The sequence below is a fragment of the Prochlorococcus marinus CUG1415 genome (genome assembly GCF_017696015.1).
GTDB classification, from domain to species: Bacteria; Cyanobacteriota; Cyanobacteriia; order PCC-6307; family Cyanobiaceae; genus Prochlorococcus_A; species Prochlorococcus_A marinus_AE.
The window spans coordinates 206964-228789 of record NZ_JAAORL010000002.1 but is presented as its reverse complement, the minus strand read 5'-3'; the positions used below and the strand labels follow the sequence as shown (position 1 = coordinate 228789).

The following is a 21826-nucleotide window of genomic DNA, read 5'->3' as shown; positions in this document are numbered from 1 at the left end:
ACTATATCAGTGAGTCAAATTGAATCATTAAGTCAAATTGAGGAAAAACTAAATAATCTTTCTCTTAAAGCAAAAAATAATATAGATAATTCCAATACTAAGGAAGAACTGGATCAATTAAGAGTTTCCTTGCTAGGGAAAAAGGGCCATTTGTCAATTATCTTGAAAACAATGGGTCAATTATCTGCTACTGATAGACCAATTGTTGGTCAGAAGGCAAATTTAATAAAGATTAATTTGCAAGAATTAATAACCAAAAGAAAAAATCAATTAAATAGTGAAGCCTTAGAGAAAAAGATTAAAACAGAAAAAATTGATGTAACTATTCCTCCAATTGGAACCCCCCCTGGAAGTAAACATCCTTTAATTTCAACTCAAGATGAGATCATAGATATTTTTTGTGGTTTAGGATATTCAGTTGAAAGTGGACCTGAAATAGAAACTGATTTTTATAATTTTGAGTCTCTCAATATACCTAAAAATCATCCTGCGAGAGATATGCAGGATACTTTCTATTTAGATGAGAATCGACTTTTGAGGACTCATACTTCTCCCGTTCAGATAAGATACTTGGAAAATAATCCTCCTCCAGTAAGAATTATTGCTCCAGGAAGAGTTTACAGGAGAGATGCTGTAGATGCTACTCATTCTCCTGTATTTAATCAGGTTGAGGTTTTATGTATAGATAAAGGTATTAATTTTAGTCATCTAAGAGGAACGGTTCTTACTTTTTTAAAGACATTTTTTGGAGATATCCCTGTAAGATTTAGAGCTAGTTATTTCCCATTTACTGAACCTTCAGCCGAAGTAGATGTTCAATGGAAAGGTAAATGGTTAGAAGTAATGGGATGCGGAATGGTAGATCCTAAGGTCTTAGAAAAATTAGGAATAGATTCTGAGACATGGACCGGATTCGCAGCTGGATTAGGAGTTGAAAGATTTTGCATGGTAAGACATCAGATTGACGACATAAGAAAATTTTATACAAATGATCTTAGATTCTTAGAACAGTTCTAATAAAATTGAAATTTTAAATTAGGATTGTCAAGCAAATTAGTTTAAAATAGTTATAGTTTTAGTTTTTTGATTGGTACGTAAAGCAGGGCTAATCGTTAATGATGGGAAAGAACTTGCTGTTCAAACTGCAAGTTCAGTTCAGAATAAATTGGAAAAATCCAATTATGAAGTTGTAAGAGTTAGTAGCTCTGGCGGAATGGTTGGATTCGCCAATCCTGATCAACATGTTCGTCCTTTGGGGTATAAGAACTGTGTTCCAGAGGGGTTTGACTCGTCAATGGAATTTGCAATTGTTCTTGGTGGAGATGGAACTGTTCTATCTGCAGCAAGGCAAACAGCACCTGCTAAAATTCCAATCCTTACAATAAATACAGGTCATTTAGGTTTTCTTGCGGAAGCTTATTTATCAAATCTTGATGAAGCAATAGATAAAATCATTGCTGGAAATTGGGATATTGAAGAAAGAACTTGCTTCATAATAAGTGTTATGAGGAATGAACAGAGAAGATGGGAGTCTCTATGCCTTAATGAAATGGCCCTTCATAGAGAACCTCTTACAAGTATGTGTCATTTTGAGATTTCTATAGGGCGACATGCTCCTGTGGATATTTCAGCTGATGGCGTAATTTTATCTACTCCAACTGGTTCTACTGCTTATTCTCTGAGTGCTGGAGGACCAGTTATTACACCTGATTGCCCAGTTGTGCAATTAACTCCAATTGCTCCACATTCATTGGCCTCAAGGGCATTGGTTTTTAATGATTCAGAGCCAGTGACTGTTTTCCCCGCAACTCCTGAAAGGTTGGTAATGGTTGTTGATGGAAATGCTGGTTGTTATGTTTGGCCTGAAGATAGAGTTTTAATAAGAAAAAGTAAACACTCAGTAAAGTTTATTAGACTTGAAGATCATGAATTTTTCCAGGTTTTAAGAAATAAACTAGGTTGGGGTTTGCCCCATGTGGCTAAACCTAACAAATAACAATTATCGAAATTTATTTTTTCCCTTTTAATAAAAAAACAGGATTATTTGGCTCTAATCTAATTCCCTCAGCGATACTTAAGCTTTTATAGGTCTGAATTAAATTTAAATTGGTTTTGAAATTTTTATCTTCTAATTCCTCTTTCAATTCTTTAATAGTTTGAATGTCAATTATTGGTATAACTATAATGTCTCCAATATTCATACCCTGAGTAAGTTTATTAATAATTTGAATTTTAGTCTTTTTATCACATCCTCCAACTACTAATCTATTAGGTATTTCAAAAGAACTTAAATTTCTTGTATTCAAGGTATTGTTTATGTCTTCTTCAAAAATAAATTTTGGTTTAACTCCAAGCCTTTTTGAGTTCTCTAGTATTAATGCTTTTGAGCCAATCCTTTTGTCGATACAAAACAAATCTAAATTAGGCCTTAATTTTAATGCCTCTAAACCAATTGACCCACAACCTGCTCCTATATCCCAGATGACACCATTTTTAGGGAGCTCTAGATCAGCTAGGATTTGAACGCGAACCTCCCTTTTAGTTAATAAATTTGGTCTATCATCAAAAGTTTTAAAAATATGGTCACTGATTCCGAAAATAGGGAGATTATTATTTGAGTAATTTTTCTTTGTTTCTGTAAGAACAACAATGTTCAAACTTGATATGTCTGAGGGCAATGAATCTTTAAGATTTAATTTTCTTATATTTTCATTGTCGAAGCCTATCTCTTCACAGAGCCAAAAATCATAGAAATCAATCAGATTTAATTCTGATAAGTTTTTTTTGATTATTTCTAAACTTTTGTTATTGGAATCTGTAATAATAGCCAAACTTGAAGGCTTTGCTTTTAGAGCCTCAACTAACTTAGTCGAATCTCTGCCGTGCATACTTACATTAACAGTATCTTGCCATGGGATCTTTAACTTACTAAACGCTAATTGAATGCAAGTATTTGAAGGGTAGAAACTTAATTCATCTTTTGAAAAATTTTCTAGTAGGATTCTACCTATTCCAAACCAAAGTGGATCTCCTCTCGAAATTAAAATAACATCAGTTTTTTGAGATCTAAGCCAGTTAACAAGTTCGTTATTACTGTTACTCGAAAAAAATAATTTCTTTTTTTCTAAATCATTTTCGCTCCATGATTTAATTTCTTCAAAATATGAATTCGGAACTGCAATATTTCCTGTCTTTATAAATAAATCTTGTAATTTGGAAGGTAAATCTTCAAATATATATGAATTAATACCTACTATATGAATTTTTCTATTAACTTCAGTCATCAATATTTAATGAAAAGGAACTAAACTGTTTGAATGTTTTATTAAATTATTTTATGATTATTCGAGTTATCATAGTAAATTAATTGTCTGAAAGGAGAAAGAGATTACATGATTTATTGTTAACTCTAATTAATAAGGATAATGAATTTGAGTTTATTGAGGAAGATTCTAGCGATTTAACATCTAGCTATTCTGAAAAAGACACTTTGAATTTATCTCGAGTTATAGAAAAAAATCGTAAAATAATCAAAAGGTATCAAGCTATTGTAAGAACAGCTGTAACTTTAGATGCCCTTATGGATTCTGAAAATGAAGAAAATTACAAAATCAAATAAAAATATTTTTTTAAAAGGAATATTACTTTTGATTTTACTACTATCCTTTATTTTTAACCCAATAAAAGTATCTGCAGAAGTTGCAGAAACAGAAATAAATGGGGAGTTAATAAATGCTAGTAGTGAGTTTTTAAGGGACTTGGACTTTGAAACTTGGCAATTAGTAGCTTATAAATCACCTCTATTTGCAGATAAATTGATCTTGAGAGTAATAGGTTATCCAGGAAATCTTAGGATTGATCATCCCACTGACTTGAGGGTTGAATCAGGCAGAAAACAGTGGCTTTTAGATGATAAAACATTACTTAATGTAGAATTAGCAAATGATGGAAGACAAGCTGCTGCAGAATTTGATCTTGATGAATTGATTAAAAATTTAGATAAAAATAGACCATTAAGATTATTTTTGTCAGGAGTTTTTTCTGAGTTACCTGTTCCTCCTTACCTAGTTAAAGAATGGAGATCATTAAGTTGATTATTGATAGAAGAAATGTCTAAAAAAAATGTAAGCCATACAAAATGGATGAAAAGAGCAATTTTTTTGGCTTCTTTAGGTAAAAATACAACTAGTCCTAACCCAAAGGTGGGAGCAGTAATACTTGATAAAAATGGAAACCTTATTTCAGAAGGATTTCATTTCAAGGCCGGGATGCCCCATGCCGAGGCAATGGCTTTTAGGAATTTAAAAAAGGATGCTAAAGGGGGATCAATGTATGTAAATCTTGAACCTTGCTGCCACCAAGGTAAAACACCTCCATGTGTAGATAAAGTAATATCGTCAGGGATAAGAAAGGTATATGTATCTATTCAAGATCCTGATAAAAGAGTCTCTGGTAAAGGTATTAAATTGCTAAAAGAAGCTGGAATTCGAGTTCACTTAGGATTATGTAAAAAAGAATCCTTAGAATTAAATAAAGCTTTCATTCATAGGAATATTACAAAAAAGTCATTTGGTGTTCTTAAATGGGCTATGAGTATTGATGGCCGAATAGGTTTAAAAAATGGCAAAAGTAAATGGATTACTAGTGAGCAATCAAGGTCAATAGTTCATTCTTTTAGAGCAGAATTTGATGCAATAATCATTGGTGGAAACACATTAAGGAAAGATAATCCACTTTTGACTACCAGAGGTTCAAAAAATCCTGAGCCTTTGCGAGTTGTTTTTACAAAAAGTTTAGATCTCCCCTCAAAATCTAGTCTTTGGGATTGTAATAAAGCAAAAACTATAGTTATTTATGATTCTTCCACAGCAAATGAAAGCTACCTCAAAAGGATTCCAAAATGTGTGGAGGTTGAAAAGATACCATCAGATAATCCAGAGTTAATTTCAAAATTACTTGCTAAAAGAGGGTGTAATAAAATCCTGTGGGAATGTGGTCCTAGATTGGCTACCGCCGCTATCCAAACTAATTGTATTCAGGAAATTATTACTTTTATTGCTCCAAAAATATTAGGTGGAGAAAATAGTATGAATCCCTTTGGTGATTTTGACTTTAGAGAAATGGATGAAATTATTAAATTAAGTAATTCACAGGTTAGTTTGATCGGTAATGATATATGCGTTAAGAATTCATTTGAAAATTAATTTTTCATACTTAATTCTTATTCATCAAAGTATATAGCGTTCGGTTCTTACCCAAAAAAAATAATACGGATACGGAAACTTTTTGTTTAGTTTATAATGAGTAAAAATTGATCACTACCATGCCAATAAGACAAGATGATAATCAACCTAATAGAAGATTTGGAATTGTTAATATCATCTTAATAGGAGTTGGAGCATTACTTTTATTTAGTAGTCTTTTCCCTAATCAAAATATGCAAATACCTAGGGTTCCTTACTCTTTATTTATAGATCAAGTGAATGATGGAGAAGTAAAAAGAGCTTATATTACGCAAGAACAAATTAGATATGAGTTAAATGGAGCAGAAGAAGGCGCACCTTCGGTTTTAGCAACAACCCCAATTTTTGACATGGACCTTCCACAAAGGTTAGAAAGTAAGGGGGTAGAATTTGCTGCTGCTCCTCCCAAAAAACCTAACATCTTCTCAACAATTTTAAGCTGGGTTGTTCCGCCTTTAATTTTTATCCTCGTTTTACAATTTTTCGCCAGAAGAAGTATGGGAGGCGGAGGTGCTCAAGGAGCTCTAAGTTTTACTAAAAGTAAAGCCAAAGTTTATGTACCCGATGATGAATCAAAAGTAACATTTGATGATGTGGCAGGAGTTGATGAAGCTAAGGACGAATTAACTGAAATAGTTGACTTCTTAAAAAGACCTGAGAGATATACAGATATTGGGGCTAGAATTCCCAAAGGAGTTCTTCTTGTAGGCCCTCCTGGAACTGGAAAGACTCTCCTCTCTAAAGCTGTTGCTGGAGAGGCTGAAGTCCCTTTCTTTATTATTTCAGGTTCCGAGTTTGTAGAATTGTTTGTTGGAGCTGGAGCAGCCAGAGTTAGAGATTTGTTTGAACAAGCCAAGAAAAAAGCACCATGTATTATCTTCATTGACGAATTGGATGCTATTGGAAAAAGTCGTTCAGGTTCAATGGGAGTTGTTGGTGGTAATGATGAAAGAGAACAAACATTAAATCAGCTACTTACGGAAATGGATGGTTTTGCTTCTACAGATAAGCCTGTAATTGTACTTGCTGCAACCAACCAACCAGAAGTACTTGATGCGGCATTATTAAGACCTGGAAGATTTGACAGACAAGTATTGGTAGATAGGCCTGATTTGTCTGGCAGAAAAACAATTTTAGAAATTTACACCAAAAAAGTTAAATTAGCAGAATCCATCGATTTAGATTCCATTGCTCAAGCTACAAGTGGATTCGCAGGAGCAGATTTAGCAAATATGGTAAATGAAGCCGCATTATTAGCTGCTAGAGCCAAAAGAAAAAGTGTTGAGCAACAAGATTTGAGTGAGGCTATTGAAAGAGTTGTTGCAGGTTTGGAGAAGAAAAGTAGAGTTCTTCAAGATGATGAGAAAAAAGTTGTTGCTTATCACGAAGTTGGGCATGCAATAGTTGGTCATTTAATGCCTGGAGGATCAAAAGTTGCGAAAATTTCAATTGTACCAAGAGGTATGAGTGCTTTAGGATATACACTCCAGCTTCCTACTGAAGAAAGATTTCTTAATTCTAAAGAAGAGTTGAAAGGGCAAATAGCTACACTCCTAGGAGGTAGATCTGCTGAGGAGGTTGTTTTTGGGAAAATTACAACAGGTGCTTCTAATGATCTCCAAAGAGCAACTGATATTGCTGAACAAATGGTAGGTACTTTTGGGATGAGTGATATACTTGGCCCTTTGGCTTATGATAAACAAGGTGGCGGACAATTCTTAGGAAATGGTAATAATCCAAGAAGGTCTGTTAGTGATGCCACTGCACAAGCTATAGATAAAGAAGTTAGGGACTTAGTAGATGATGCTCATGAGACTGCCTTAAATATTTTAAGAAATAATTTACCACTACTAGAATCGATATCCCAAAAAATACTTAAAGAAGAAGTTATTGAAGGGGAAGATTTAAAAACTCTACTAGCAGAAACTAAATTGCCTGCATAGTAGAATCTTGATTTCACTAGAAATATTTATGATAAAACCAAACAAGCTTACCAATAACAATTTTTTATCAAGCTTGGATGTATCATCTGAAGAATTTATTCATATTTTAGATATAGCAAAGAATTTTAAAAATAAAAATCTTAAAGTTGAACTAGAGAATAAAGTTTTGGGCTTAATTTTTGATAAATCTTCTACTCGTACTAGAGTTAGTTTTCAAGTAGCCATGTCAAGACTTGGGGGAACTACTATTGACCTTAATCCTTCAACTTCACAAATAGGAAGGGGAGAACCAATCAAGGATACAGCAAGAGTTCTCAGTAGATATTGTGATGTTTTGGCAATAAGAACTTTTGATCAGTCAATTTTGGAGGAATATGCAAAATGGTCTACGAAACCCATAATTAATGCGCTAACCGATTTGGAACATCCATGTCAAACTCTTGCTGATTTTCTAACTATTCAAGAGGAATTTGGTGATTTGAAAGACGTTGTAATTACTTACATTGGCGATGGTAATAATGTTGCTAATTCTCTAATTTTAAGTGCTGCTTTATTTGATATTGAAATAAGGGTTGCGTGTGCAAAAGATTATGAGCCTAATCCTTCAGTAATCAATAAAGCAAATAGCTTATATAAAAAGAAAGAGGTAAAGATAACTCATAACCCTTTTGAGGCATGTAGTGGTACTGATGTAATTTATACTGATGTTTGGTCATCTATGGGAGAAGAGAATTTAAAAATAAATAAAGACAAAGACTTCAAAGACTTTACTGTGGATAAAAATTTTATTAATAATGCTAATCAGAAAGCAATTATTATGCATTGTTTGCCAGCCTATAGGGGCAAAGAGATAACTGATGAGGCTTTTGAAAGTAAGAATAATAGGATTTTTGAACAAGCTGAAAATAGGATGCATGTTCAACAAGCTTTACTAGCCTGCTTGCTTTCTTAATAAAACTTGCTTTATAAGTACTATATAGGTACAAATGTATTAGAATAATAATTCCTTTGATGGCTAACTTGTCTGAAGAAAATCTTACTTATGCTCAGAGTGAGCTATATGAATGGATTAAAAAATATATCAAAGAATTCCAGCATAGTCCATCAATTAGGCAAATGATGGGAGCTATGGGTTTAAAATCACCTGCCCCTATTCAAAGTCGCCTGAAGCACTTGCAAGAAAAAGGTCTTATAAGTTGGCAGGAGGGTAAAGCTAGGACTCTTCAATTAGCAGGTGAAGTATTTGATGGAGTACCTGTTTTGGGCTCTATAGCGGCTGGAGGTTTAATAGAGAGTTTTTCTGAAACAAATGAAAAGTTAGATGTTACTGAGCTTTTTCAAAATAAGGATTTATTTGCTTTGACAGTGAATGGAGATTCTATGATAGATGCTTGTATTGCTCATGGTGATATGGTCCTAATGGAACCAGTTAAAGATTGCTTTGGCTTGAAAAATGGAGATATAATTTCTGCATATGTTCCTGGCTTAGGTTCAACATTAAAATATTTTGTGAAAAGAAAAAATAAAATATTTTTAGAGGCTGCTAATCCATCATATGAGCCTATTGAAGTTAATCCTGAGAGATTAAATATACAAGGTAAACTTGTTGCAGTTTGGAGAAAAATTTAAACAATTTATCAATAAAATTGTTTAATTTGCTCAAAAAAATTATATATTTATAAATAAACTTTTAAAAATGAATAATCGTGAATTTATACATAAAAATGTAAATAATTTATACGAAGAAGTTCCATATCCGCTGTGGGATCATAAAAAAAGAGTTTCGAAATTACCTAACGAGATTTTACGTTATAAATATCTGAATTTAGAAAATGTGCTTGAAAATGCTAATGTTCTAGATGTAGGTTGTGGTACAGGCAATAGGTCAATACTAGCAGCTAAACATTTTAAAGTTAAAAAATTATATGGCTTTGATGCTTGTACGAAATCTTTAGAAATTGCATCAAAAGTAGCTAAAGAGGAAAATTATGATAATTTTATTCCTATACATGGAGATTTATTTAATCTCCCTTTTGAAGATAATTTTTTTGATGTTGTAATTTCTTGGGGTGTACTACACCATACTTACAACCCTAAGTTAGGACTTAAAGAAATGCATAGGGTATGCAAATATGATGGTTATATAGGATTTTTTGTTTACAATTCTTTCGCTGATTGGAGACATAATCTTCAGAGAAAGGATGTTTTAACTAATGGTGGTAATACAATAAGTGAAAAATTAAATTATGCACTTAAGCATTATGGAAAAACTAATAAATACAAAAGGTTTAAGAAAATTGAAGATTTAAGTCAAGAACTTTTAACAGAATTTAGGGATGAATTTATTCACCCTCATAAGTCAGATCACACTATTGATGAAATTTTGGATTGGCAAAATGAATTAGCTATTGAATTTACTGGTTCTTTCCCTCCATTGAGATTTAGAGATACTATTTCTTGGATAAAAGATAGGTATAATATGAGATTTAAATACCCTATCAGTAAATCTAAGTTAGTAAATGTTGTTGGATTTATTGCTAGTTTATTTCCTAGAAGAAAAGTTTCTTATAAATTACCAAGTAAATTACATATTCTTTTATGGCATATATTTTATTTTTTACAGGGAGCTGATGGATCTTTTTCTCATGGACCTGTAATTGCTGGCAAAAAAGTTAAAAATTAACTTTAGAATTATAAAAATAAATAATGAATAGAAAAAAAGTAGGGATAATAATAAATTCAAATAATATATCTGATGAATTAAATGACTTTCTAAATGAATCAAAATATTCAAAATATTATAAAGTTGAATACATTATATTTAATAAATATTATGTACTAAATAAAAATTTATTAAGAAATTTAAGATTTCTACTTACTAAAAAATGTAGTAATAATTTTTTCAAAATATTAAATATATTTTCATTTGATATCATTATTACCTTAGAAAAAATTCTTTTTAAACTTTTACGTTTACTAAAGAGTAGAAAATTTATTGATTTTAATAGAAATAATTTTAAGATAAAGAAATTGTCTTTTTTCCCAATCTTTAATGCAGACTCTGGATTAACTTACAATGAAAAAGAAATAATTAAGTTTAAAAAACTAAGAATTGATATTCTCATTTATGAAGGTGATTTAAATATACCAAATAGTTTGATTTCCTTATGTAAGTTTGGTTTGGTTAATCTAAATTATTTTTCCGAAAAATATAAATTTAATAAATATTCTACATTTTTATCAATAATAAACAAAGATTCTACGACCGATTTTAGTATCAATATAATAAGTTCTAATTCCCTTCAATCTAAGATAATTATAGATGGTAAAATATCTACGAATTGGCTATATTCGTTAAATATAAAGAAACTAAAAGCTAAAGCTTATGCTTTTTTAAATTTAAAAATAGAAGCAATTATTAATGATCATATTCATAAAAAAACTGAAGAAGAAGATATAAATAACCGTGATGTCATAATCTATAAAAATCAATTTATCAATAATTTTGATTTATATTATCCAAATATTTTTTTAGTAATTAAATATATTTTTAATTGTATATCAAAAATATTTCCTAGTAAATATATTTGGGCAGTCGGATATCAGTTTTCAGAAGACTTCATAAATGTTGATCTTGGCAAAAGCAGATTAATAAAAAATCCTAAAGGAAGGTGGTTAGCTGATCCTTTCGTATATTTTAAAAATAATATTCATTATTGTTTTGTAGAGGATCTTAATTTAAATACGAAAAAAGGAGCTATTTCCGTATTTGAGCTTAATAAAAAAAATCATAAAGAGTTAGGTATTGCGCTAAGTGAGGATTTCCATCTCTCTTATCCTTTCTTATTTGAAGCCTATGATAGTTTATATATGTGCCCAGCAACTCCTGATGCAAAAGAAATTAGATTATATAAATGTATGGATTTTCCTCTTAAATGGAAATTAGAAAAAATATTGATAAGTAACATTCATGCAGTTGATACCAACATTTTTTACTTTAAAAATAAATGGTGGATACTAACCAATTTAAGCTCCTCAAAAATAGGAGACAATAATAGTGAATTGCATATATTTTATAGTGAAAATTTATTTACTAATGAATGGAAAAAACATCCTAAAAATCCTGTAATTTTTAATCCAAATCATGCTAGAAATGGAGGTCTAATTATTAATAATGACCAAATTTATCGAGTCTATCAAAAACATAAATTCAATGAATATGGCTTTGCTTCTGGGTTAGCAAAAATAATAAATATTTCAGAGAATACATATGAAGAAAAAAAAATAAATCAGTTTTTACCAACTTTCTTTAAAGACATAAAGGGAACACATACTTTAAATTTTAAAGATAATTGTATAGTATTTGATATTAAATTAAAGTAAAATAATTTAATAATTACAAATAAGACTTATTTATTATTGAAGTCTTTCCATAATTTTTGTCTTTGGATATTAAATTTATTTGTTTCAATATAAATTTATAAAAATTTTCAATATTTTCATTATTTAAAACTTTCTCAGGATTATCTTGAGGCTCTATCCAATTAAAAGAAAATGATTGATCAATTATTTTAGCTATGTAATCAATCAACTCTTCATAATTATTATTGAAATTTTGAAGATAATAATTAATTTCTTCTCCCCATTTAGCTCTTGGGATCTTTTTTAAACTTAAAATATTTTTGTAAGAGTTATAAACAACATTACCTAATGTAATTACAGGTTTGCCAAGTAATATAGCCTCCATACCTGCAGTACCACTGATTGTTATAGTGGCTTTAGTTTTCTTAATAAGTTCAAATGAAGAAGTACTTGGATTAATAAATCTTACATTTGGAATATTTTTTATTGTTTCATAATAATTCATGTTTCTTCTGCCAATCATACCAGGATGCTCTTTGACAATGATTCCATTAGAAATTGATAAACTATTAGAAAGCGAAATTAAAGTACCAATTTGATCAATACAATTAGTTCCGCAAATCATGGTTGTATACTCAGGTTGAATATGTAATGGGAAATAAAACCATTGGTTAATATCATCTGGAATAGATTGATAAGAAATTAATTTTTGAAATATCTTTCTTTTTAATCTTGTTTCAATTTCTGAAACCAACTTAATGTGGGGTGGATTTTTTGTATGGTCACCATAATAAGTTTTTGAAAAATAATATCTATATATATATCTAAAAAATCTATATAAATGCCCAAAAGAAAACTTGAAATGACTATAAGATAATAAACTCTCCAAAACTGGCTTTTTAGGATTCTTATTGAAACTATCAATAAGCGATTTAGCCTTCACAATAGAAGCTTTTTTGGGAATTATTTCATTGTTAATTCCATGTGTTTCAGACTCTTCATATTGAGTAAATGAAGGTAAATGATAATTTTCAAGTCTAGAATTTAAAGGGTAAATTATTGGTATTCTTTTGCTTTGACAAATATCTGAAATTGCAAAAAAGGGTAAAGCTCCAAATCCAGAAGTTAAAACAAGATCTGGTCTAATTGTCTCAATAAATTCTTCTAATTTTTTATAAGTTTTAATTATTCTTCTGGCTCTTTCAGTCCTTGGTTGATAATAATATGTTCTATCACTCATGGCTGCTGCGTTTAAAGTTGGCCGACCATATTTTTTTTCGTATTTTGCGATATCTTTTAATACTTCTACCCAATCTCTGCTATCTATCCCTTTTTTTAATTCACCAACCAAATCTTGCATAAAAAAACATTTTTCAAAACCATCATTTTTATATTTTTCATAAAATATTTTTCCATTTATCACTCCAAAACAAATTGCATTTAGCTCGTAATTTAATTTTTTAGCGATTTCTTTATATAAAAGAGTAAAATCCCAATCACATGCAAATAATATTTTCATGAATCACATTTTGAAACAACTAAATTATATCAAAAGTTTATTTTTTATATTACTTTCCAACTAAGTTTAATTGTTGGTGAAAAATTTTTTGGAGATTTTCTCTATTATTAGTTTCGTAATTTGCTCAGCAGCTTTTTCACTGCTAATCCCTTTTTGTATTATGGAAATTGTTTGTTTTGTCTTAACTCTTCCCAATCTTGGAGTAAGGATTACAATATTTTTATAAATCTTCATTAATCCATTAACAATAATTTCTAAAGCAGACTTGGAGGCAGCATACTCAACCATTCCTAAGGGAATATCTTCAATTGCAGTTGATGATGGAATAATAATTAAAAATCTTTTTTTAAAGCCTTTTATTTTGTTTGTAATTAAAATTAGATGTCTAATATATTTTTTAGAAAAGTCATTAAATAAATTTAAATCGATTTTGTTTTTTTTACCTCTCATTATTTCAGGTGTTGTACAATCTACAATAATGTCAAAATGATTGAACCTAATTGAAGATCTCTTAAATGATTCATATTGGATAATTTTAAAATTCTGATTTTGTGAGTTGAGAATTTTTTCTCTTTCTCTTAATTGCTGATTGCAAGTCCTATAGGTTGCAGTCACATTTAAACCATAACTAGAAAGTCTTGTTGATAAATCGAGGCCAATTCCTTGGCTCGCACCAATTACAATAGCTTTCAATTTTAATCCTTTATATTTATTAAAATTTGAATGTTTTATAAATTTTTCTGAAGCCTCTTTATCTTTATTAATTGAAGGTCTTAAAAAAAAATTGACTTTGGATTCTGAATGAACAGAACTTATTTTTAATTCTCCAAAGGATGCAATTTCTCTATATTTATTGAGTAAAACTATATATTTATCACTAATTTTATTTGAATCCGACTTGTATTTAATACTTGATAAAAGTGATCTTTCTCCAGGTATCTTCATTCCTACAAGAAAGGAAAAAAAACAAATATCTTTTATAAGATTAAAATTTGAAATTGTTAATTTTGGGAATAATAGCTTAGATTTTGCAATATCTAAATTGTAATAATATTCTTTTGGAATATTTTGTAATTTTAAAATCTGATCACTAGTTAATCTTTCAAGACTTTTATCAAAATCAAAGTTTTTGTTCTTTGAATGAATAAAACTATAATCTATATGCTTAACTTCAAAATTTATAGAAACCATTTCAACCTTATCTAAAGTTAGAGAAATGAAATTATTAAATTTGTTTATTACTAATTCTGAATCATGCGGCACTTTATCTTTAAATGTACATTCTACTGAAGATATTTTGGTATCCTTATTTATGATTTTTTCAAACAAAGAAAGTATAATATTTGCTCCAAATTGTATTTTATCTTTATAAAGACCTTCCTTATTATTTTCTAGATGAATTGGATTTTTGTCACAACTAAATTCGCTAAATTCTTCAGAGCTAACAAATTTTAATGACTCCATACAATATATTTAAATATCAGGATTATAATTTCTAATAACTTTTATTGGTAATTTATTAATGTAATCAAAATGTTTTATGGCATCTTTCTTACTTAATGAGAATGCTTTCTTTGTTAAATTTGATAGATACTTTTCAATAGATTTATTTTGTTTAGTAGAGACAAAATCAAAAAAAACATCTTTTTCATCCGCTTTAGATTGCTCTAATAAAGGCAATAACATTGCATCTTCTATGCTTTTACCAAAAACTCTACAACTAAGAATAAAGTCAATTACTTTTATTTTATTATTAGAATTCTGAAAACCTATTACTGAAATTATGCCTTCGGCCCCTACATTATCAGATAAGTAACCATAATAATAATCACCATTTATTAATTGCTTAAAAATACTTTTTTTATTATATTTTGAGCCTTTTAAATTAAACTGGTTTGTTCTATTAAATAATTGAATACATCTATCTAAGTTAGGATCACTAGGTTCTATAGAATATATATTTAAATTTATGTTTAATGATTTTATCCAATCAAGGTGTGAATTATTATGATATTTAGTGAGTAAATTAAATCTTTTTATTCTATCTTTATAAAGTTTTGTTCTTTTTTTGTCTTCTTCAGTAACTCTGTTTATACCTAAAAAAATCTTTTGAATTAAAAATTCAGGAAAGGAATATATATTCTTTGGAACTTTGATCACTTCTATTTCATTTAATAATTTTTTTACTTCATCACATTCATAATCGCTATCATCAATAAAAATTGTATCTTGTGGAGAAATATTTAATTCACTGCAAATTGAAATTATATTATCACTTTTATTATTCCAATTTATTCTATAAGTAACCACATCTTCTTCTTTCAAAAGACAAGCAGGATTATCAAATAAAGCTTTTAAAGCAATATCTTCATCATTTTTACTGCAAATTGCGAGTAAAAAACCATTATTTTTAAATTTTAAAAGTATATTTTGGACTTGATAAAAAACACTACCAACTGGATCGGATTTATCCATCCTAATACCTGTTATGGTATCTTCACCCACTAATCCTTTCCATATTGTATTGTCTAAATCAAAAATTATAAGTTTTTTATTTTTTATAGAATTTATAGAATAAAACTCTTGAATTTGTTTAATCAGAATATTACTATTCTGTTTGTCATAAATACTTGAAAATCTGAAGTAAACTTTATCAATGGATTGTTCTAATTGAGATATGCCCTTAAAAAAAATAACATTGCTATATTTATTACTTAAAATGAATAACTCAGCATTTAGTAGATCTATAAATCCATCATAAGAATTATTTGGGTATATTTCGTCTGAATTATCCTTATATATAAAATGTCTCGGGACAGCAAATAAGAAAATATTACTGCTATTTTCATTAATTACTTTCAATCTCATATCTAATTTTTCTAATTCCTCATATAGTTTTGTCTTGGAATTTATATAAGAATATAGATTAGAAGAAATTATTTTATAAAAAGTTTCTGAAAGCATTATTATTAAATCCCCCTCTCCTATTTTTTGATATTCATATAAATTGATATCATAAGAAATAAAATCTTTTATTAAAATGTTATTTTCTTTAGCTACTTTATTAAAAAGATATAACTCAGAATCACAGATTACGTTTAAAATCATTTTATGGAATTGTAAATTATATCCATCAAATTTTCAAATGTAAGTGTTTCTTCCTGGAAAACTCTATCAAAAAGATCATATCCCTCAACCCCTAAATTCTCTAACCTATCTTCAACTGAAGCAATAAAACTAACAATATCTATGCTTTCAATAATAGAGTCTACCCCTATGAAATATGAATCCAATTCTATATTTTTATAATTTTTGAGATTCAAATTAATTTCTTCCAAAATTATTTCTTTTATATTTTCTTTTGAAATCATATTAAAAAAATTTTTTATCTTTTATTTGAAATGGTAATACTTTTTATATGATAAATATTTCTTATATTATAGTAACATTGTGTTGCTTTAAAAATTTTATTGTAAAATTCCTAATTTTATAAATAACTGATGTCACAAGATTTTAAGAAAACAAAATTTAATAAACTTAAAATTGTTCTTATAGATTCTAAGGAATCATTACTTGAAAATATCAGTTTCCTAAAGAAAGGCTATGGTTGGTCAAATAATAGATCTCAAAATCTATTAAATAAACTATTAATAAATAATAAAACAATTAAATTTTATGGAGTAAAGCTAACTAATAAAGAAGGAATTATATTAGGGAGTTTGCTGATATTTTATCAAGGTTTGACAAAAGATAATATTAAAATCATTAACATGTCTTCAATATATGTAGAGCCTAATTCTAGAGGAATAGGTTCAATATATATGTTGAAGCAAACTGTAGAATTGCTCTCGGATTTTGTAATTACTAATGTAACTTCTAATTTAGCTGTTAATAAAATTCTTACTAAGTTTGGTTTTTATAAAGGAGAATTTAAAAATTATAATTTTAATATATTTAATTTTATTCTAAAATTTAATATTTTTAAAATCATAAGCATAAATAAACTTTCAATATTACAGAATAATAAAGATTTCTATTATCTAAATAATATCAGATATCAAAAAGGAGATTCTTTTGAAGTATCAATAAATATAAATTATAAGGTTTTAAATTTAATAATTTTAAAATGCACTATATCTAAAAATTTTTTAAAAGAAACAGTTAACTTTAATATGGTAAAAATATTATATGCATCCAATATAAATTTATTCAAAGATTATTTTAACGAAATACAATTATATTTAATGTTTAAAACACAATCATTTTTTGTAACTACACACTTAGAAATACCAGAATCTTATAAAAGGTTTAAAAGTAGTAGCGAACAATTATTTTTTAGTCAAAAAAATATAGGTATTGATTACTTGTCATTAGGAAGTGAATTAACCTTTTATGCATAAAGATTAAAGAAAGGTCTCTAGATAAAATCATTACCTTATTATTTGTAAAATTTTTGTTGAGTTTTAATAGATGTATAGTCGAGGTTATTTAAACTAACAATTAGCAGATCCTCTTTAATATAATTATAGAATTTTTAAACTCGAAACCTAATTTTCGAAAATATCTTTTTGAATAAGCTTCTTCTATAAGAATTTGATTCCTTAATTATCGATTTTAATTTCCAATCATTATTTTCTACAATTTTGAATTAATCAAAAGGTTTTTTTAAAGTAATAAAAACAAAAATATATAGTCATTTAATACATATATTTATTTATGCGTAACTTGAAAATTAATTTAAAAAATCATTTCGAAATAAATTCTTTCTAAGATTTGCTTCAAGATTGTTTTTGGATTAAATTAAAAATAAATATTTATCTTAATGTCAAATGAGAATTCATATTTATATTTAAAATTTGAACTAAAAGACAACTCTTATTTTTCGTATTTTGATTCTTTAAAAAGATATTTTTTAATAAAATATAATTCAAAAATTACATATGAAAAATCTATAAGCTCAATTAAAGTAAAAAGTGAATACTATGATGAACTATTAATTACAATCAAAAAAGATTTTCCTCTTTTTATTCCTGAAAAGAGATCAATACCAATAAATGAAATAAAGAGTTTAATAAATGAAGGATCTTATCTAGATCACACTAATAAGCTTATATCTGAAAAAATCTTATTCAAATCTGATACACTTGGCAATTTTATAGAAAGTGCAGAATTTAGTGAAGCAAAGTTATTGCTTGATCAATTTATAAAAAATACAATAAGCAAAGAAATAAAAAATGTTATTGAAGTTAATGTTCCCCTTACAGTTAGCAGTGATGCAATAATTAAAACAGGTTATATAGATAAATTCACTGATATCTTAATTTTAACTTCTGGTATAAGTAAAGAAAAAATAATAGATATTAAAAATGATAAAAGGACTCTAAGTGGTGAGAATTTTCTTTCTCCTACCGTTTGTTTTAGGGTTTTTCCTCATATTAGAGAAAAAATAAAAAGTAATTTATCCTTAACAGACTCTACAATTCTTTTTACTTCAAGAGCTCAATGCTTTAGAAATGAAATTCATGTTTTAAATACAAGTCTTAGAAGATTAAATGAATTTTCTATGAGAGAGTATATATTCGTTGGTTCTCAAAAAGAAATAACGAAAAATATTGATTTATTTACGCAAATTATAAAAAAAGTTCTAGAGGGATTATTTATCGAAAAATATTCTATTGAAGAAGCAAATGATGCCTTTTTTATAGGGGCATTTAGATCTAATTCGAAATATCAAAAATTACTAAAGCTAAAACAAGAATTTATATCTTTAGTAGATAATTATCCTTTATCATTTATAAGTATAAATCATCATAAATTAACTATGCTTAAAGCATTTAAAATTTTAAATCTTATTCAAGATAAATATACGGATCCTACTTCAACTTGTATTGGATTTGGACTAGATAGAATGATGCTAATTTTATATTCAATACATGGATTCAAAAATAAAAGTCTAATAAATTTTTTAAAAAAATTAAATTTATAGTTGTCCCTTATTTGAAAACTATATATTATTAATCCTAAAATAAGAATCTATTCATGAGCAAAGAAGAATTAGATAAAAATTTACTAAATTTAAGAAACCTAACTTTTAAAAAAATAGAGACAAAGCAAGAATTAGTAAGTGTAATTCTTTTTCTCAAGAAAGGTTACCAATGGTCCTCATACTACTCCAAAGAATTGGCAAATAAAATTTATATTTTAAATAAAGAGTTAGATTTCTTTGGATATTTTCTTATAGATGAAAATAAAAAAATTTATATTGCGATGCTTTTTTATTTTCAAGGAAAAATTAAAGTAAATAAAGAATTTATAAGCATCATCAATTTTTCTGCTTTATATGCCACTAATAAAGCAAGAGGTGTACTTTCTACATATTTTTTTAAAAAATTGATCAAGCAAAATTCTCAATTTATACTAACTGATTGTACTCCAAGTACTAGTATACAAAGATTTCTATTAAAAAATGGATTTTTAAAGACTAACAATTTTAATTTTAGTTTAAGTATCTTTTACTTATTCCCAAATTTATTTAAAGACCTATCCATTTTAAAAATAAGATTTAAAAATGATGTTGATTATCAGTTTAAGACCCCACCTAATGAGTTTTTTTTAGGGGAATGCATTCAAGAGAAATTAGAGGTAAACAAATCGAAATTAACTATATTGATAAATAAATCCTTTAAAGAAAAGAAAATCAAAAATCTAACAATAAGATTTAAAGCAATTAAAATTATATGGACTTCAGATAACTTGCTATTTTCTAGTAATTTTTATCAGATAATGTTTTTATTATTTTTAAAAAATAATTGCTTATTTGCGACTACTCATGTAAACCTTACAAATATAGTCAAATCAGTAAAAGATAAAGCGCATCATTTTTATTTAGCCCCAAAGGATATCAAATTTGATCAAATAGCGATTGGATCAGAATTATGCTATTGAGTTCACTAATCCAAAACTTTAGAATTAAAAATTAATATATAAATACTTAATTATGCAAATAATATTTCAAATCAATTAAATTAATTTATTAAAAATTGTTTATTAATCAATATTTGAAATCAAGATCTGCTTTTTAAAAACTTTAACTCTAGAAGAAATTTTATAAATAACTTAAAAAGTATTCTTTAACTTTTAATTAACATAAAGGTTTTTAGTTCTATATCTAAGATCAAAAACTATTATTTAGATTATTAAGAATTCATATTAGATTAAAAAAATTTTTATAAATTAACGTTTAATAAATTACCCTAGAGGAACTAAGAATATGATAAGTGAATTTACTTTTTGTTTCTGACCTGGATTTTACAATATTATATAAAGAAATAGCAGGTCTTTTTAAGAAAAAACTAGATTATAAATGCGATGCCTTGATTGGAGGGAGGTTGTTCTATGAAAGATACAAGAATGATATAAGTTTTCGAAAAACTTGGTATTTTCAAGAGATTTGTGGTGAAAACGAAAAAATATTAAGTGATATGAGCTGGGAAAAAGTTTTAGAAGAAATAGAAGTTTATGAAAATAAATATGGCAGACCTACTTTGTTATCGGCGGCACTCAGCGATAGAACATATTGTAATCTACCAAGACAAGATAGAGCTCGAAGAGTAATTGGGACTTATAAAAGAATTGAATCATTTTTAGATGAAAATAAGCCGGATTTCGTTATATCAAGTGGCTTTGAAGCCCTACCTCATTTCATCTTTTCAGATGTTTGTCAATATAGAAAAATTCCTGTTTTTTATTTTTTATGTACCAGAATCTTGAATCTACATTCTTCAATGTATAACCAATATGAGGAATCATCCTCACACGGGATAAATTTAAATTTGGAACCTTCCAATGAATCGCTAATTAAAGCTGAAAATTATATTGAGGCATATATAAAAAAACAACATAAACCACTTCTAGAACAACTTTTACCATATGATAATTATAAAATTGGCTTTAATAAAATATATAATTTCTTTCGATATTTATATAGATATTATGTAACTAAAACTTATGCAAATGATCATGCCTATTTATCGCCAATTAAAAAAATTAACTTTGAAATAAAAAATAGAATTAAAAGATTTAGTCATAAATATCTTAATTATTCAAATCTGCCTGATGATTTAGAAAATTGGTATTATTTCCCTTTACATGTTCAGCCAGAATATACGACATTAATTGCTGGTATTAATGCACAAGATCAAATTGGAACAATAATATCATTATCTAATAGTATTTCATTAGGAGAAGGGATTGTGGTCAAAGAACATCCGGGAATGCTTGGTAGAAGAAGTAAATTATATTATAAAAAAATAATGGCTTTGCCTAATGTTCGACTAGTTAAACCATCAACAAGTACTTTTGAATTAATTAGAAAATCAAAGGGATTAATTACAATTAATGGAACAGCAGGAATGGAAGCGGCATTAATAGGTAAACCTGTTATAACTATTGGGAATGCAGTCTTTAATAACTATTACAACATTCTCAAACTGAAAGATATTCCTAGACGAAAATGGGCTGAAAATATTCGATCATATACTAGAGGTTTCAAATTCAATAAAACTAAACTAATTAAATACGTCGCACAAGTATTTTCACAATGTAATAGCTTTGATTTCGTAGAACCTCAAAATTCAGATGCTGTTATTGAAAAAGAAAATATTCTTAAAATTTTTAATCATATTAATAATGAAATTAAAAAATCAATTTCTGATAAGAATTATGGATTGCAGATTATTGAAAACAAATCATATATTTAA

The 21826-nt window shown here is 27.6% G+C and carries 19 protein-coding genes; 14 read left to right on the top strand and 5 right to left on the bottom strand.

The window, feature by feature from the left end; translation table 11 throughout:
• Positions 1-9: 9 nt before the first annotated feature.
• Both pheS and HA143_RS07300 read left to right on the top strand, forming a co-directional pair.
• Positions 10-1017, top strand: a complete 1008-nt coding sequence (gene pheS, locus HA143_RS07305; RefSeq protein ID WP_209085255.1) for a phenylalanine--tRNA ligase subunit alpha — start codon at positions 10-12, stop codon at positions 1015-1017.
• A 70-nt stretch (positions 1018-1087) separates the two neighbouring features.
• A complete protein-coding gene (locus HA143_RS07300; protein ID WP_209085252.1) occupies positions 1088-1996 on the top strand; it encodes an NAD(+) kinase in 909 nt (302 codons plus the stop codon).
• A gap of 13 nt (positions 1997-2009) precedes the next feature.
• Here HA143_RS07300 and cbiT read toward each other — a convergent pair whose 3' ends face one another.
• Positions 2010-3284, bottom strand: coding sequence for a precorrin-6Y C5,15-methyltransferase (decarboxylating) subunit CbiT (gene cbiT / locus HA143_RS07295; RefSeq protein ID WP_209085249.1), 1275 nt, complete (start codon positions 3282-3284; stop codon positions 2010-2012).
• A gap of 83 nt (positions 3285-3367) precedes the next feature.
• On the opposite strand from cbiT, the gene HA143_RS07290 reads away from it, so the two are divergent.
• The 8 genes from HA143_RS07290 (at position 3368) to HA143_RS07255 (ending at position 11569) form a co-directional block, all read left to right on the top strand.
• Complete coding sequence (locus HA143_RS07290; RefSeq protein WP_209085246.1) at positions 3368-3619, top strand: hypothetical protein; 252 nt, start codon at positions 3368-3370, stop codon at positions 3617-3619.
• Complete coding sequence (locus HA143_RS07285; RefSeq protein ID WP_209085244.1) at positions 3594-4094, top strand: DUF3122 domain-containing protein; 501 nt, start codon at positions 3594-3596, stop codon at positions 4092-4094. Before HA143_RS07290 ends, HA143_RS07285 begins: the two co-directional genes overlap by 26 nt.
• A 15-nt stretch (positions 4095-4109) precedes the next feature.
• On the top strand, positions 4110-5204 hold the full coding sequence (gene ribD / locus HA143_RS07280) for a bifunctional diaminohydroxyphosphoribosylaminopyrimidine deaminase/5-amino-6-(5-phosphoribosylamino)uracil reductase RibD (protein WP_209085242.1): 1095 nt from the start codon (positions 4110-4112) through the stop codon (positions 5202-5204).
• Between the two features lie 119 nt (positions 5205-5323).
• A complete protein-coding gene (gene ftsH / locus HA143_RS07275; protein ID WP_209085234.1) occupies positions 5324-7186 on the top strand; it encodes an ATP-dependent zinc metalloprotease FtsH in 1863 nt (620 codons plus the stop codon).
• A gap of 28 nt (positions 7187-7214) precedes the next feature.
• Entirely contained in the window at positions 7215-8138 is a 924-nt protein-coding gene (gene argF / locus HA143_RS07270; RefSeq protein WP_209085214.1) for an ornithine carbamoyltransferase, read from the top strand.
• A 59-nt stretch (positions 8139-8197) separates the two neighbouring features.
• Positions 8198-8815: a transcriptional repressor LexA gene (lexA, locus tag HA143_RS07265; RefSeq protein WP_209085212.1), complete on the top strand. Its 618-nt coding sequence runs from the start codon at positions 8198-8200 to the stop codon at positions 8813-8815.
• A 67-nt stretch (positions 8816-8882) separates the two neighbouring features.
• Positions 8883-9869, top strand: a complete 987-nt coding sequence (locus tag HA143_RS07260) for a class I SAM-dependent methyltransferase (protein ID WP_209085205.1) — start codon at positions 8883-8885, stop codon at positions 9867-9869.
• A 23-nt stretch (positions 9870-9892) separates the two neighbouring features.
• Entirely contained in the window at positions 9893-11569 is a 1677-nt protein-coding gene (locus HA143_RS07255) for a glucosamine inositolphosphorylceramide transferase family protein (protein ID WP_209085201.1), read from the top strand.
• A gap of 13 nt (positions 11570-11582) precedes the next feature.
• On the opposite strand, the gene HA143_RS07250 is transcribed toward HA143_RS07255, so the two are convergent.
• The 4 genes from HA143_RS07250 to HA143_RS07235 form a co-directional block, all read right to left on the bottom strand.
• A complete protein-coding gene (locus tag HA143_RS07250) occupies positions 11583-13067 on the bottom strand; it encodes a hypothetical protein (RefSeq protein WP_209085199.1) in 1485 nt (494 codons plus the stop codon).
• Positions 13068-13133: 66 nt separating this feature from the next.
• Positions 13134-14531, bottom strand: coding sequence for an SDR family NAD(P)-dependent oxidoreductase (locus tag HA143_RS07245; RefSeq protein WP_209085197.1), 1398 nt, complete (start codon positions 14529-14531; stop codon positions 13134-13136).
• A 9-nt stretch (positions 14532-14540) separates the two neighbouring features.
• On the bottom strand, positions 14541-16175 hold the full coding sequence (locus HA143_RS07240; protein WP_209085186.1) for an HAD-IIIC family phosphatase: 1635 nt from the start codon (positions 16173-16175) through the stop codon (positions 14541-14543).
• Positions 16172-16438, bottom strand: a complete 267-nt coding sequence (locus HA143_RS07235; RefSeq protein ID WP_209085183.1) for a hypothetical protein — start codon at positions 16436-16438, stop codon at positions 16172-16174. Before HA143_RS07235 ends, HA143_RS07240 begins: the two co-directional genes overlap by 4 nt.
• Positions 16439-16567: 129 nt before the next feature.
• On the opposite strand from HA143_RS07235, the gene HA143_RS07230 reads away from it, so the two are divergent.
• The 4 genes from HA143_RS07230 (at position 16568) to HA143_RS07215 (ending at position 21826) form a co-directional block, all read left to right on the top strand.
• On the top strand, positions 16568-17467 hold the full coding sequence (locus HA143_RS07230) for a hypothetical protein (RefSeq protein WP_209085180.1): 900 nt from the start codon (positions 16568-16570) through the stop codon (positions 17465-17467).
• Between the two features lie 422 nt (positions 17468-17889).
• Positions 17890-19053, top strand: coding sequence for a hypothetical protein (locus HA143_RS07225; RefSeq protein ID WP_209085178.1), 1164 nt, complete (start codon positions 17890-17892; stop codon positions 19051-19053).
• A 53-nt stretch (positions 19054-19106) separates the two neighbouring features.
• Complete coding sequence (locus HA143_RS07220; RefSeq protein WP_209085174.1) at positions 19107-20012, top strand: hypothetical protein; 906 nt, start codon at positions 19107-19109, stop codon at positions 20010-20012.
• Between the two features lie 332 nt (positions 20013-20344).
• On the top strand, positions 20345-21826 hold the full coding sequence (locus HA143_RS07215) for a hypothetical protein (RefSeq protein ID WP_209085171.1): 1482 nt from the start codon (positions 20345-20347) through the stop codon (positions 21824-21826).

Coding starts and splice junctions, on each gene's coding strand:
- cbiT (WP_209085249.1), bottom strand. CDS start 3,284: ATGACTGAAGTTAATAGAAAAATTCATATAGTAGGTATTAATTCATAT.
- HA143_RS07285 (WP_209085244.1), top strand. CDS start 3,594: ATGAAGAAAATTACAAAATCAAATAAAAATATTTTTTTAAAAGGAATA.
- ribD (WP_209085242.1), top strand. CDS start 4,110: ATGTCTAAAAAAAATGTAAGCCATACAAAATGGATGAAAAGAGCAATT.
- ftsH (WP_209085234.1), top strand. CDS start 5,324: ATGCCAATAAGACAAGATGATAATCAACCTAATAGAAGATTTGGAATT.
- argF (WP_209085214.1), top strand. CDS start 7,215: ATGATAAAACCAAACAAGCTTACCAATAACAATTTTTTATCAAGCTTG.
- lexA (WP_209085212.1), top strand. CDS start 8,198: ATGGCTAACTTGTCTGAAGAAAATCTTACTTATGCTCAGAGTGAGCTA.
- HA143_RS07260 (WP_209085205.1), top strand. CDS start 8,883: ATGAATAATCGTGAATTTATACATAAAAATGTAAATAATTTATACGAA.
- HA143_RS07255 (WP_209085201.1), top strand. CDS start 9,893: ATGAATAGAAAAAAAGTAGGGATAATAATAAATTCAAATAATATATCT.
- HA143_RS07250 (WP_209085199.1), bottom strand. CDS start 13,067: ATGAAAATATTATTTGCATGTGATTGGGATTTTACTCTTTTATATAAA.
- HA143_RS07245 (WP_209085197.1), bottom strand. CDS start 14,531: ATGGAGTCATTAAAATTTGTTAGCTCTGAAGAATTTAGCGAATTTAGT.
- HA143_RS07240 (WP_209085186.1), bottom strand. CDS start 16,175: ATGATTTTAAACGTAATCTGTGATTCTGAGTTATATCTTTTTAATAAA.
- HA143_RS07235 (WP_209085183.1), bottom strand. CDS start 16,438: ATGATTTCAAAAGAAAATATAAAAGAAATAATTTTGGAAGAAATTAAT.
- HA143_RS07230 (WP_209085180.1), top strand. CDS start 16,568: ATGTCACAAGATTTTAAGAAAACAAAATTTAATAAACTTAAAATTGTT.
- HA143_RS07225 (WP_209085178.1), top strand. CDS start 17,890: ATGTCAAATGAGAATTCATATTTATATTTAAAATTTGAACTAAAAGAC.
- HA143_RS07220 (WP_209085174.1), top strand. CDS start 19,107: ATGAGCAAAGAAGAATTAGATAAAAATTTACTAAATTTAAGAAACCTA.